The sequence below is a fragment of the Variovorax sp. H27-G14 genome, assembly GCF_046156345.1.
Taxonomy (GTDB): Bacteria; Pseudomonadota; Gammaproteobacteria; order Burkholderiales; family Burkholderiaceae_C; genus Variovorax.
Genome location: NZ_JAYLVN010000001.1, coordinates 824,759 through 838,233 on the forward strand (window position 1 = coordinate 824,759; position 13,475 = coordinate 838,233).

At 66.8% G+C, this 13,475-nt stretch carries 10 protein-coding genes and 1 pseudogene; 5 read left to right on the forward strand and 6 right to left on the reverse strand.

Annotated features, from left to right (window positions below):
* Positions 1-93 precede the first annotated feature (93 nt).
* Positions 94-1,275, forward strand: coding sequence for a methionine adenosyltransferase (gene metK / locus VLK31_RS03885; RefSeq protein ID WP_409167045.1), 1,182 nt, complete (start codon positions 94-96; stop codon positions 1,273-1,275).
* 3 nt (positions 1,276-1,278) lie between these two features.
* Here metK and VLK31_RS03890 read toward each other — a convergent pair whose 3' ends face one another.
* Together VLK31_RS03890 and VLK31_RS03895 are read right to left on the reverse strand one after the other, a co-directional pair.
* Positions 1,279-2,706, reverse strand: a complete 1,428-nt coding sequence (locus tag VLK31_RS03890; RefSeq protein ID WP_409167046.1) for a sensor histidine kinase — start codon at positions 2,704-2,706, stop codon at positions 1,279-1,281.
* 342 nt (positions 2,707-3,048) lie between these two features.
* Positions 3,049-3,723 carry a response regulator gene (locus tag VLK31_RS03895; RefSeq protein ID WP_409167047.1) on the reverse strand — a complete coding sequence of 225 codons (675 nt, stop codon included), beginning with the start codon at positions 3,721-3,723 and terminating at the stop codon, positions 3,049-3,051.
* Between the two features lie 204 nt (positions 3,724-3,927).
* Between VLK31_RS03895 and VLK31_RS03900 the strand changes: the two genes are divergently transcribed.
* From VLK31_RS03900 to VLK31_RS03910, 3 genes are read left to right on the forward strand one after another with little or no spacing between them, the layout of a single operon-like run.
* Positions 3,928-4,965, forward strand: coding sequence for an ABC transporter substrate-binding protein (locus VLK31_RS03900; protein ID WP_409167359.1), 1,038 nt, complete (start codon positions 3,928-3,930; stop codon positions 4,963-4,965).
* A gap of 2 nt (positions 4,966-4,967) precedes the next feature.
* A complete protein-coding gene (locus tag VLK31_RS03905; protein ID WP_409167048.1) occupies positions 4,968-5,780 on the forward strand; it encodes an ABC transporter ATP-binding protein in 813 nt (270 codons plus the stop codon).
* Between the two features lie 47 nt (positions 5,781-5,827).
* Positions 5,828-6,703: an ABC transporter permease gene (locus VLK31_RS03910; RefSeq protein WP_409167049.1), complete on the forward strand. Its 876-nt coding sequence runs from the start codon at positions 5,828-5,830 to the stop codon at positions 6,701-6,703.
* Between the two features lie 334 nt (positions 6,704-7,037).
* Here the strand turns inward: VLK31_RS03910 and VLK31_RS03915 are convergent, their stop codons facing one another.
* From VLK31_RS03915 to VLK31_RS03930, 4 genes are all read right to left on the reverse strand, one after another.
* A complete protein-coding gene (locus VLK31_RS03915) occupies positions 7,038-9,197 on the reverse strand; it encodes a TonB-dependent receptor domain-containing protein (protein WP_409167050.1) in 2,160 nt (719 codons plus the stop codon).
* Positions 9,198-9,259: 62 nt separating this feature from the next.
* Positions 9,260-9,448: a hypothetical protein gene (locus VLK31_RS03920; protein WP_409167051.1), complete on the reverse strand. Its 189-nt coding sequence runs from the start codon at positions 9,446-9,448 to the stop codon at positions 9,260-9,262.
* Entirely contained in the window at positions 9,445-10,641 is a 1,197-nt protein-coding gene (locus VLK31_RS03925) for a PepSY-associated TM helix domain-containing protein (RefSeq protein ID WP_409167052.1), read from the reverse strand. The genes VLK31_RS03920 and VLK31_RS03925 overlap by 4 nt, the downstream gene beginning before the upstream one ends.
* 33 nt (positions 10,642-10,674) lie before the next feature.
* Positions 10,675-12,795 (reverse strand): TonB-dependent siderophore receptor, encoded by a 2,121-nt coding sequence (locus VLK31_RS03930; RefSeq protein WP_409167053.1) that lies wholly within the window; start codon positions 12,793-12,795, stop codon positions 10,675-10,677.
* Between the two features lie 469 nt (positions 12,796-13,264).
* Here VLK31_RS03930 and VLK31_RS03935 point away from each other — a divergent pair.
* Positions 13,265-13,345 (forward strand): annotated as a pseudogene (locus tag VLK31_RS03935) (hypothetical protein); the annotation flags it as partial.
* Positions 13,346-13,475: the final 130 nt, after the last annotated feature.

A 13,475-nucleotide genomic window follows, 5' to 3' on the forward strand; every position in this document is an offset into this window, starting at 1 on the left:
TGTGCCCCGTCGATTTCTCGACATCTGCTAAAGCGTTCGCCAGGGCTCCGCAGAGTTGGCAACGCGCCAATTCACTTCAAGGAGCTTTGAAAAATGGCGAACGACTTCCTCTTCACTTCCGAATCGGTTTCCGAAGGCCACCCCGACAAGGTTGCCGACCAGATCTCCGATGCCATCCTGGACGCGATCTTCGAGCAGGACCCGCGCAGCCGCGTGGCCGCCGAGACGCTGACCAACACCGGTCTCGTGGTGCTGGCCGGTGAAATCACCACCAACGCGCACGTCGACTACATCCAGGTCGCGCGCGACACCATCAAGCGCATCGGCTACGACAACACCGAGTACGGCATCGACTACAAGGGTTGCGCCGTGATGGTCTGCTACGACAAGCAGTCCAACGACATCGCCCAGGGCGTGGACCACGCATCGGACGACCATCTGAACACCGGCGCCGGCGACCAGGGCCTGATGTTCGGCTACGCCTGCGACGAAACGCCCGAGCTGATGCCCGCGCCCATCTACTACGCACACCGCCTCGTGGAGCGCCAGGCCCAGTTGCGCAAAGATGGCCGCCTGCCCTTCCTGCGCCCCGACGCCAAGAGCCAGGTCACGATGCGCTACGTGGACGGCAAACCGCACAGCATCGACACTGTGGTGCTGTCGACGCAGCACCACCCTGACCAGAGCGAAACGCCGACCAAGATGAAGGCCTCGTTCAACGAAGCCATCATCGAAGAGCTCATCAAGCCCGTGCTGCCCAAGGAATGGCTGCAGAACACGCGCTTTCTGATCAACCCGACCGGGCGCTTCGTCATCGGCGGTCCGCAGGGCGACTGCGGCCTCACCGGCCGCAAGATCATCGTGGACACCTACGGCGGCGCCTGCCCGCACGGCGGTGGCGCGTTCTCGGGCAAGGACCCGTCGAAGGTCGACCGCTCGGCCGCCTACGCCGCGCGCTACGTGGCCAAGAACATCGTGGCCGCCGGCATCGCGCGCCAGTGCCAGATTCAGGTCGCCTACGCGATCGGCGTGGCAGAGCCGATGAACATCACGGTCTACACCGAAGGCACGGGCCTGATCTCCGACGAGAAGATCGCCGCCCTGGTGCGCGAGCATTTCGACCTGCGTCCGAAGGGCATCATCCAGATGCTCGACCTGCTGCGCCCGATCTACCAGAAGACCGCCGCCTACGGCCACTTCGGCCGCGAAGAGCCCGAGTTCACCTGGGAAGCGACCACGCAAGCCGCCGCCCTGCGCGCAGCCGCCGGCCTGTAAGGCCTACGACGTTTGCGCCTGCCCTTCCGGCGGCGCAAACGTCACCGTGACCAGCAGCCCGCTCGCCTCGCGCGGGTTGGCTGCCAGGTCCACATTGGCATCGAAGGCCCGCGCAATTTCGCGCACGATGGCCAGGCCCAGCCCGGTTCCCTCGGTGTCCTGGGCCACGCGGTAGAAGCGCTCGAACACCCGTTCGCGCACCTCGGGCGCAATGCCCGGGCCGTTGTCTTCCACCGTCAGTTTCACCACGCCGTCCACCTGCCGCACGCCGACGGTCACGCGACCGCCCTCCTGCGTATAGCGCAGCGCGTTGTCCAGCAGGTTGCCCGTGAGCGCGTCGAGCAGCGCGGGCTGCGCCAGCACGAAGGCCGCATCGGGCGCCTCCAGCCCAAGGTCGATGCGGCGCCGGTCCGCCAGTGCGGCCAGCTGCTCCACGCAGCGCAGCGCCACCACCGCCAGGTCGACCCGTTCGAGCCGCGTGTGCGCGTCGCCATGTTCGGCCTGCGCGAGCAGCAGCAGCTTGTTGGTCACGTCGACGAGACGGCGGTTGCTGGTCTGCATGGCGACCCACATTGCGTCCATGTCGGCACGGCGCGTGTCCCATTCGCCGCGGTGCTGGCGTGTGTAGCGCGCAAACTCGATCTGCGAGGCCTGCATGGCCAGCGGCGTGCGCAGTTGGTGTGCCGCGTCGGCGATGAAGCGGCGCTGCGCCTCGGAGTGCGCCTTCAGCTGGCCGACGAAGCGGTTGATGGTGTCGGCCACGGGCCGCAGTTCGCTGTGCAGCGCGGCGGGGTCGACCACCAGGTCGAGGTGCAGCGGGTCGCGCTGCGCGAGCTGCTGGCTGAGCCGCACGATGGGGCGCAGCTCCAGCGTCAGCGCCACCACGGCCAGCGCAATGGCCAGCACGAGCGCAATGAGCAGGTATTGCATCGAAGGCCACCACAGCGTGCGCAGCATGTGGTTGCGGCTGCCTTCGGTCTTGCCGACGGCAATGGTGATGTCGCGCGCGCCGCCTGCTTCGTACATGGCGCGCGTGGTGACCACGGCGCGCAGCGGCACGCCGGCAAACTGCGTGTCGTACCACTGTGCGCGGTCTACGCCTTCGGGCTTGCGCACGGCGGGCAGCGGAAAGTCGGCCGAGCCGGCCAGCACTTCGCCGTTGGCGCCGGTCACGCTGAGGAAGACGCGGTCGCGTTCGGGCGACACGAACAGGCTGAGCGCCGACGGCGGCACGCTGGCCTGCACGTCGTCGCCTTCCCAGATAAGCCGGTCCGACAGCACCTTGGCCGAGGAGAGCAGGTCGTGGTCCTGCACGTAGTCGGCAACCTCCGCTGCGTTGCGCCAGTTGAGGTAGCCGCAGATGGCCACGAACACCGACAGTGGCAGCAGGAGCCACAAGGCCAGTCGCAAGCGAAGACTGGCGCGTTTCATGTGGCGGGCTCCTGTTCGGGGCGCTGTTGTTCAAGGCGCTGTTGTTCAAGGCGCTGTCGTTCAGGGCGGGTGCACAGGCCGCCGGGTGCTCCCCTCCGCGAATGTCCCCCGCTTCGCTCCTCCTTTATTTCGCTGCGGGGAGCACCCGACGCCCTGTGCACTAGACACGCTCGTTGTGATCCTGCGATCAACGACTGCTCTGGATAACGCTCACGCCGATGGGGTGCCTTGCGCAGCGAAATAAAGGAGGAGGGGCGCAGCCCCGGGGGACATTCGCGGAGCAAGGTACCCCGTCGGCGTGAGCGCCGCCCTGAAGAACAGCGCACAACGAACAGCCCCACCCTAGTCTTCCTGCCGCGTACGCAACAGATACCCCACGCCACGCAGCGTGATGATCGTCGCCTGGCTCGCCTCGAGCTTCTTGCGCAGCCGGTGAATGTAGATGTCCACCGCGTCCGCGCTGGGCTCGTCGTCCAGCCCGAAGATCGCATCGATCAGCGCCTGCTTCGACACCGTGCTCCCCACCTTCAGCATCAACGTCTCCAGCAGCGTGCGCTCGCGCGGCGGCAACGCCAGCTCTTCGTCGGCCAGCGCGAACTGCCGCGTGCGCAGGTCGTAACGCAGGTCGCCACACGCGATGTCGTTGGCCTTGCCCGGCGTCTGGCGGCGCACCAGCACCTTGATGCGCGCCACCAGCTCGCGAATTTCGAAAGGCTTCACCAGATAGTCGTCGGCGCCGATCTCCAGACACAGCACCTTCTGGTCGAGCGAGGCCGTGGCCGTGAGGATGATCACCGGCACCGTGTCGCCACGCTCGCGCAGCCGACGCAACACCGCCTTGCCGGAGAGCTGCGGAATGTTGAGATCGAGCAGCACCACGTCGTAGGCCGTCTGCGTGAGCAGCCGGTCGGCCGCGTCGCCGTTGTCCACGTGGTCGACCACGAAGTCCTGCGCGCGCAGCAGGCTGGAGAGCCAGTGCGCGAGTTGCGGGTTGTCTTCGATCAGCAGCAGCTTCATGGGGGTCGGGGGTGGTGGCCGTGGATTCTAGGAAGCTTGGGAAGCATTTCCCGGCCCTAGGGATAACCATGACAAATCACGCACGCCTGCGAAAGCTGGCCGAAAGACGCCGCTTCCTAGACTGGCCCCGGCCTGCAGCAGAAGCGATGCATGCGGGCGTTCAAACCGATTCCAACAAGGAGACCCGACACCATGCGCCTGTCCATGTTCACCACCCGTCGCAGCCTGCTGGCCGCCGCCCTGTGCACCGCCTTCGCCGCCACCGCGCCACTCGCCCAGGCCGCCGACGCGCCCATCACCATCATGGTGGGCGGCATCAACAAGATCATCTACCTGCCGGCCAAGCTCACCGAGGCGCTGGGCTACTTCAAGGACGAAGGCCTGAACGTCGAGCTGCAGTCGCAGCCCGCGGGCGTGGATGCGGAGAACCAGCTCATTGCCGGTGCGGTGCAGGGCGTGGTGGGCTTCTACGACCACACCATCGACCTGCAGAGCAAGGGCAAGGAAATTCAGGCCATCGCCGTGTTCTGCAAGGTGCCGGGCGAGGTGGAGATGGTGTCGACCAAGGCCGCCGCCGCGGGCTTCAAGACCATGGCCGACGCCAAGGGCGGCAAGACGCTGGGCGTGACCGGGCTGGGCTCGTCCACCGACTTCCTCACGCGCTACCTGGCCGACCGCGCCGGCGTGGCATCCAAGGACTACTCGCTGCTGCCGGTGGGCGCCGGCAACACCTTCATCGCGGCCATGAAGCAGGACCGCATCCAGGCCGGCATGACCACCGAGCCCACCGTGTCGCAGATGCTGAAGACCGGCGACGCCAAGGTGCTGGTCGACCTGCGCACCGAGGCCGACACCATCAAGGCGCTAGGCGGCCTGTACCCGGCCGCCAGCCTCTATGTGCAGAACACCTGGGCCGAGTCGCACAAGGCGGAGGCCTCCAAGCTGGCGCACGCCTTTGCACGCACCATGGAATACATCCACACCCACAGCGCCGAAGAAATTGCCGAGAAGGTGCCGCGCGACTACTACGGCAACGACAAGGAGCTGTACGTGACGGCGCTGAAGGCGTCGCTGCCGATGTTCACCACCGACGCGAAGATGCCCGCGGGCGGCCCCGAGACCGTGCTGAAGGTGCTGGCCACCTACAAGCCGCTGGTCAAGAGCAAGAACATCGACCTGTCCAAGACCTACAGCAACGCGTACCTGGCGAACGCGGGTGTCGCGGCCGTTTCGGCAAAGTGACCATGCGCAACGGAACCCCTCCCTCCAGCCAGAACGCCGCGACCTCGGCGATCGACTTCGACGACGTGTCGCTGCGCTTCATCTCGCAGGACGGCAACGCCACGGTGGCGCTGCGCAACTTCAGCATGTCGGTGGCGCGCGGCGAGTTCGTGGCCATCGTCGGGCCCACGGGCTGCGGCAAGTCGACCACGCTGAACATGATCACCGGCCTGCTCAAGCCCACGGTGGGCGACGTGCGGGTGATGGGCCAGCCCGTGAAGGGCGTGGACCCGCGCATCGGCTTCGTGTTCCAGGCCGACGCGGTGTTCCCGTGGCGCAGCGTGGAAGACAACGTGGCCGCCGGCCCGGTCTTTCGCGGCAAGCCCAAGAAGGAAGCGATGGCGCTGGCGCAGGAATGGATTCACCGCGTGGGCCTGTCCAAGTTCGGCAAGCACTACCCGCACCAGCTTTCCGGCGGCATGCGCAAGCGCGTGGCGCTGGCGCAGACCTTCATCAACAACCCCGAAATCCTGTTGATGGACGAGCCCTTCTCCGCGCTCGACATGCAGACCCGCACGCTGATGCAGGACGAGCTGCTGCAGCTGTGGTCGGGCAACGGCGGCAGCGTGGTGTTTGTCACGCACGACCTGGAAGAAGCCATTGCGCTGGCCGACCGCGTGTTCGTGCTGTCGGCGCGCCCCGCCACGCTCAAGCGCGTGTACGAGATCGACCTGCCGCGCCCGCGCGTCATGTCCGAGGTGCGCTACGACCCTAAATTCATCGCGCTGTCCAAGCGCATCTGGGACGACCTGCGCGAGGAAGTGGTCATCCAATGAACACCGCAACGACGACCCCGGCAACAGCAGCAAAAACAACGAAGACCATGACGACCTCCTCCACCACCCCCGCGGCCGCGGTGCTGCCCTCGTCGCTGAGCGACGCGGCGCTGGCGCGCGAATCCGAAGTCGCGCAGGCCGCCATTCGCGCACGGCGCCGCATGATCATCGGGCTGCGGCTGGTGGTGCTGGTGGTGGCGCTCGGCGGCTGGGAGATTGCGGCGCGCCTGAAGTGGATCGACCCGTTCTTCTACTCCATGCCTTCGATGATCTACGACCAGCTCGTGGAGTGGATCCGCGACGGCACCTCGCAGGGCTCGCTGTGGATGCAGGTGGCGGTGACGCTCGAGGAAACGGTGATCGGCTTCCTCATTGGCTCGATTGCCGGTGTGCTGTGCGGCATCTTGCTGGGCCGCAACAAGCTGCTGTCGGATGTGTTCAGCCTGTACATCCAGATTGCCAACTCGATTCCGCGCGTGGTGCTGGGCTCGATCTTCGTGATTGCGCTGGGCCTGGGCATGGCCTCGAAGGTGGCGCTGGCGGTGGTGATGGTGTTCTTCGTGGTGTTCGGCAATGCTTTTCAGGGTGTGCGCGAAGCCGACAAATACATGATTGCGAACGCTCAGATTCTGGGCGCTTCACCGCGGCAGGTGACGATGTCGGTGGTCATTCCGTCGGCCATGTCGTGGATTCTGGCGAGCCTGCATGTGAGCTTCGGCTTTGCGCTGGTGGGTGCGGTGGTGGGCGAGTTTCTGGGCGCCAAGGAGGGCATCGGCCTGCTGATCTCGACGGCACAAGGCGCCTTCAATGCCAGCGGCGTGTTCGCTGCGATGATCGTTTTGGCGGTGGTCGCGTTGGCTGCTGACTTCTTGCTGAGTTCGCTTGAAAAGCGGCTGCTGAAGTGGCGGCCTGCTGCGTTCTGAGGACTGCATTTGGATCGAAAAACGGCGGGCATTGCTCGCCGTTTTTGCGTCTGTGGTTCAGGGCGGGTGCACAGGCCGCCGGGTACTCCCCTCCGCGAATGTCCCCCGGCCTGCGGCCTCCTCCTTTATTTCGCTGCGGGGAGCACCCGACGCCCTGTGCACCTGGGCACGCTCTGAGTGATCGCGCGATCAACCCCGGCTCTGAACTCGATCACGCCGATGGTGGGCTTCTTTTCGCGAAATAAAGGAGGAGGCCGCAGGCCGGGGGACATTCGAGAAAAGAAGCACACCGTCGGCGTGAGCGTCGCCCTGAATGACTTCAAAGCGCGACTATTCAAAACCGATAAGCACCACCAACCCCCACAGTCCAATTGCGCCCAGGCGCAGGCTCGTAGTACCGCCCATTGCCCTCATTGACGATCACAGAGCCCACATAGCGCCGATCGAACAGGTTATCGACCCGCGCAAATGCGTTGAACTCCCACCGCTCCCACTTCTTCAGATACCCCGCATACACAGCAGCAACCGAGTAGCCCGGCGCACTGGCCGTGTTGACATCGTTCGCCTGCAGATTGCCCAACGCACGCATCTCCACACCCGCGCGCCAGCCCTCTGGCGGCACCCAGCCCAGCGAGGCGAACAACGACTGCCGCGCAATGCCCGGAATGCGATTGCCCGCCGCCACCGTGTTCGACGCGGCACAAGGCGACGGCGAACAGAAGGCATCACGGTACGTCGCGTCCAGCCACGTATAGGCCAGTTGCGTGCGCCAGTGGCTCGCCGTCTCATGCTGCCAACCCAGCTCGAACCCGCTGCGCTTCGTGCGCCCCGCGTTCTGGAAGGTGGCACGGCCGCCCACGTTGGTGTCCGTCACGATCTCGTCGCGCGTGCGCGTCTCGAACAAAGCCGCCGTCAGCAATCCACCCGCCAGCCGGGCCTTCGCGCCGACCTCCACGCTGTCGTTCACCGATGGCCGCAGCGCAAAGTTGAGGCCGCTCGCGCCGCTCGACCGGTACGACAGCTCGTTGAGCGTCGGCGTCTCGAAACCACGGCCGACCGAACCGTACAGCGCCAGGTCTGCCGTGGCCTGGTAGCGCAGTGAAGCCACCGGCAGCGTCTTGCTGTAGCGCGCGCTGCCGCTGTCGTCGCGGTTCGTGCCCACGATGTAGCGGTCTTGCGAGTTGAAGTGCACGCTGCTGCGGCGCACGCCGGCCTCCAGCGTCCAACGGTCGGTGAAGCGCCAGGTGGCCTGGGCGTAGGGGTCGAGGTTCCACACCTCGTTGAGCTCGTTGCGCCGCAAGCGGCCCTGCACGCCGAGCACCGGCGCCGACAACGGGCCCAGGTAGTTTTCATAACCGCGGCGCTTCTCGCGCAGGCTGTCGTAGCTCACGCCCGCCACCACGTCGAAGGGGCGGTCGGCCAGCGTCAGCGCGGCGTTCCAGCGAATGTCCGCGCCGCCGTACTGCCGCGACAGGTCGATCACCCCGCCCGCATTCAAGGGGTTCTGCTGCGCCGAGGGCGGAATCGACTGGTACTGCGTGGTCTTGCGCTCGCCGCTGTACAGCGTGAGGCGCAGGCCCTGCTCGGCATTGATGCGCCGCTCGTACAGCAGGCCGACCTGCGTCTGCTCGACGGTCTTGCGGGTGTTGTACTGCGTGGCCAGGGGCGCGTTGCGCGGCGCCAGGGCGTACTGGTCGGCCGTGAGGCCCAGAGGGTCTTGCGCGTCGATGCGCACGCTGTTCATCACCAGCGTGAGCTTGTCGCCGTTGTCCAGCGCAATGCCGAGCTTGCCGTTGGCAATGTCGCGCCGCGCGGCGCTGTGCTCGCGCCAGCCATCGGTGTGGAAGCGGCTGGCGTCGAGCAGGTAGTCGACCGCGCCCTGCGCACCGCTCAGTTGCAGCTGCTGCCGCCAGGTGCCGAAGCTGCCGCCCGCAAGCGAATACGACAGCCGTGGCGCGCCCTCGCCCGAGGCGGTGAAGGCCTGCACCACGCCACCCGACGAATTGCCATAGAGCGCGGAGAAGGGCCCGCGCAGCACCTCCACACGGTCCACCGAGCCGATGTCGATGTTCGATGTCTGCCCCTGCCCGTCGGGCAAGGTGGCCGGAATGCCGTCGACATACAACCGCACGCCGCGCACGCCGAAAGTGGAGCGCGCGCCAAAGCCGCGAATCGACAGCTGCAGGTCTTGCGCGTAGTTCAACCGGTTCTGCACCTGCAGCCCCGGCACCGCGCCCAGGCTCTCGGAGAGGTTGACCTGCAAACGGCCTTCGCGCATTTCGCTGCCATCGACGCGGTCGACCGAGCCGGGCACGTTGAACGGCGTGACCTCGCCGCGCGGGGTGGTGACAGTGATCTCGCGCAAGCGCGCATTGCCTGCTTCGCTATTGGTGTCGGCATCGGCCGGCGGCGCCGTTGGCGACTGCTGCGCCTGCACAACGAGCGGCGCGCCCAGCGCCAGAAGGCAGGCAACAGTGACGGGTGCGAGGTTCATCGCGCCGATTCTGCTTCGGCGCGCGGCCGCGGGTGTCGCGGTGGCGCGACGCCAAGGGAAAACTAGCGGGTGGGCGACTTTCGCCAGCCGAACCACGCGCACACGGCCACCGGAATGCCCAGCGTGAGCCACGCCAGCATGTCGCCCACCCCGCCGTCGCTGAACAGCGCGGAGATGAGCCCGACGACCGTCAACAGGCCCAGCACGATCGGCCAGCGCCACATGCGCCAGAAGCCCTGGTGTTCCTTCATGCCTGCACCTTCATGGCCGGTGCCGGCTCGGGTTGCACGGCGCCAGGAAGCGGTGCCGGTTCATGCGCCGCCGCCTTCGCCTTGCCCCCCGCGGGCGCGGCATTCCCCCGCTTCAGCCACAGGTACAACCCGCTGCCCAGCACGATGATGGTCGCGATGTCGAGCAGCGCCCACAAGATCTGCATCGGCATGCCGCCGTAGTCGCCGAAGTGCAGCGGCTGCGACACCAGCAGCGCCGTGAGGTACCAGGGCAGCTTGGGCGACGCGGTCACCTGCGCCGTCTTGGCATCGACCAGCACCGGCTGAAAGAGCTTGGAGGTGAAGGGCTCGCTGCCGCGCACGAAGAAGGTGGTGTGGTGCGGGCTGGAGAACGAGGTGCCGGGGAACGCGATGAACGACAGCTTCATGCCGGGCGCATGCTGCAGCGCGGCGTCCATCGAGCGCTGCACCGAGGCGCGCTCGCTCACCGCCACCACGGGCTCGTTCTTGTAGGGCGTGAGCAGCGCGCTGAGCTGGTCGTACTGCCAGTACTTGATGAGCAGGTCGGCCCAGGTGTTGATCATGCCGGTGGAGCCCACCACGAACAGCCACACCAGCGTGACCACGCCCAGCAGGTTGTGCAGGTCGAGCCACTTCAGGCGCGGACGCTTCTCGCGGCGCACCGTGCCGAAGTCGAGCTTGCGCATGAAGGGCGAGTACAGCACCACGCCCGAGACGATGGCCACCAGCAGCAGCAGGCCCATGAAGCCCAGGAACAGCTTGCCCGGCAGGCCCGCGAACAGGTCGACGTGCAGCTTGAACATCACGTACATGAAGCCCTCGTCGAACTTGGGCTGCGCAAGGATGGTGCCCGTGCGCGCATCGACCGCAATCGACTTGAAGTCGTCCGTGGGCGCCGGCGTGGGCGTGAGCGTGACGAACCACAGGCCGTCGTCGTCCTCGGGCTGCGAGGCGAACTGCACCACCCGGTCGGGGTGCTGCGCCTTGGCGATGTCGAGCACGCGGTCCAGGCTGATGCGCGGCGTGCCGGCCGGCATCTTGGGCGCCTCCACCTCGGTGCCCAGCAGGTGGCCGATCTCGTGGTGAAAGATGAGCGGCAGGCCCGTCAGGCACAGCAGCAGCATGAACACCGTGCACACGAGGCTGCTCCACTTGTGCACCCAGGCCCAGGTCTTTATTTTTCGGCTGTTCATTTCGTCGTGGGGGCTTCGGCTGTATGCCGTATTTTAGAAACGGTAGGTGGCGCTGGCCACCACGCTGCGGCGCGCACCGTACCAGCAGTCGCCACGCGACAGGCAGGTGCTGAAGTAGGTCTTGTCGGTGGCGTTGTTGATGTTCAGCGCATAGCGCCACTTGGCCGACTCGTAGGCCAGCATCAGGTCGAGCAGGGTCACGGCGGGCACGCGCGGGCCGGCGCTGGTGCCGTCCACGTCCGTGAAGCCGCTCATGGAGCGCACGCCGACACCGGCCGAAAAGCCCGTCACGCCGGCAATGGCAAAGCGGTACTTGCCCCACACCGACACCTGGTCGCGCGGCTGCTCGGTGAGCTTGGCGTCGACGTTGATGTGGGTGTAGTTGGCAATCAGGTCGAGGTCGCGCGCCAGCGTGGTCTTGAGCTCCAGCTCCACGCCCTTGTTCTTCGTGGCGTCGACCTGGCGGCCGTAGTTCGGGTTGGTGCTGTCGGAGACGATGCGGTTCTTTTCCTTCAGCGAGAACACCGAGGCGGTGAAGCTGGTGGCCGAGCCCGCGGGCTGGTACTTGACGCCGGCCTCCACCTGCTCGCCGCGCAAGGGCTTGAACAGGTTGCCCTCTACGTTGGTGCCCGCCTGCGGCGTGAACGACTCGGTGTAGCTCAGGTACGGCGACCAGCCCGAGGGCAGCGTGTACATCACGCCCAGCCGGCGCGAGGTGGCGCTGGTGGTCTGCGAGTCGCTGCCCGCCGCGCCGGAGGTGCTGCGGTCGTAGCGCAGGCCGGCCACAAAGATCCAGTTGTCCAGCTTCATCTGGTCCTGCACATAGACACCGGCATTGCGCTGGGTGGTGCGGGGCTGCCGCGCCAGGTCGGTCACCGGCACGTAGCCGATGCCGTACACCGGGGCGTAGGCGTCGATGGTGCTGTACGCGGAGCCTTGAATCTGGTCTTGCCGCTGGCGCGAATACTCCGCGCCCACCAGCAGCGTGTGACGCACGCGGCCGGTGTCGAAGTGGCCTTCGACGTGGTTGTCCACGCCAGTCATGCCGGTCCAGGTCAGCGACTTGGAGTTGATGCGGCCCAGCAGGCGCTGGCCGGCCGGGTCCAGGCCCCAGCCGCCGCGCAGCGAGAAGAAGTCCGCGTAGTGGTAGTGCGAGTCGTTGTACGTGCGCGACATGCGCAGGTTCTGGCGGAACGTCCAGTCGTCGTTGAAGCGGTGTTCGAACTGCCAGCCGAAGGTCTTGCGCTCGGTGTCGTAGCCGTCGCCCGGCTCGCCGATGAAGCGGCTGGACGGCAGCGGGCCGTTGACGTTCGGCAGGATCGTGCCCTGCCACGGCAGGAACTGCGCGGTGCTGCCGGTCTTGTCCTTCTGCCAAAGCGCCTGCAGCGTCAGCGAGGTGGCGGCATTGGGGCGCCAGGTGAGCGACGGCATCAGGAGCGAGCGGTCGTCGGGCACGTAGTCGACCTGCGTGTCGGCCTTGCGCTGCAGCGCCACCAGCCGGTACGACCATTCGCCGTCCGCGGTCAGCGGGCCGGTGAGGTCGGCCTGCACCTGCTTGCGGCCGAAGGAGCCCAGCTGCACGCCCACCTCGCGGTAGGCCTGCTGCTGCGGCCGCTTGCTGACCATGTTGACCACGCCACCCGCGGTGCCCGCGCCGAACAGCATGCCGGCCGGCCCGCGCAGCACCTCCAGGCGCTCCAGCGTGTAGGGGTCGGGCCGCGCGGTGGCGGTGTAGTAGCCGGCGGAATACGTCTGCAGGCCGTCGAGGTACACGGACGGGTCGCTGCCGCGCACCGAGAAGCCGTCGGAGCGCGAGTCCAGCCCGTAGGCGTCGGAGCGCACGCCGGCGGCGTACGTGAGCGCGTCCTGCAGGTTGGTGGCACCCTGGTCGACCATCTGGTCGCGGGTGACCACCGTCACCGATTGCGGCGTTTCCGACAGCGGCGTGTCGGTCTTGGTGGCCGTCACCGCATTTTTCGCGCGGTAGCCGATGACCTGCGAGGTGGCCGTTTCGACCTCGGCGTTGGCGTCCACCCGAACTTCAGGCAGCGAACCGGCGTTGGCCGTCTGGGCCAGCACCTGATGCTGTGCGTAGATTGCCAGGCACCCGACCAGCACCGATGCGGCCTTGCGCCGCGCCACAAACTTCTTCATGCGTAAACAACCTCAAATACTATTAAGAACTATTCTCATTGTAGGCAGATGAAGTGACGGGTTTGCCCAATTTCCAAGCGTCGGGAAGGGCGTTGCGTTGTGAAATTACGTCTGTTTTTCGAGGCGAAGCGGCTACGATGCCGCCCGCACGCCCCGTGCGTTGGCCGCCTTCATGTTCAAGCTCATTGCCCTTTTGTTTCCCGCGCTGCGTGGCCCGGCGCTGCGCCTGATGGCCCGTGCGGCGGCATCCACGGCGGCATCCACGGCAGCAGTCGCGGCGGTGTTGGCGCTGACCGCCTGCGCCGGCCTGCCGCCGCGCATGCCGGAGCCGCCCACGCTGGCCATTGCGGCCTCCCCGGCCACCGAACTCGGCCGCGCCGCGCTCAGCCTGAACACGCCGCCCGACGGGCTGTCCAGCATGCGGCCGCTGATCGAGGCCTCCTACGCGCTCGACGCGCGCCTGGAGCTGATGCGGCGCGCCAAGTCGTCGCTCGACATCCAGACCTACCAGCTCGGCAACGACAAGACCGGCCGCCTGCTGCTGCGCGAAATGCGCAATGCCGCGCGCCGCGGCGTGCGCGTGCGGCTGCTGCTCGACGACTTCTACACCGCCGGCATGGACCCCCTGCTGCTCGGCCTGGCCGCCGAGCCCAACGCCGAGGTGCGCCTGTTCAACCCGT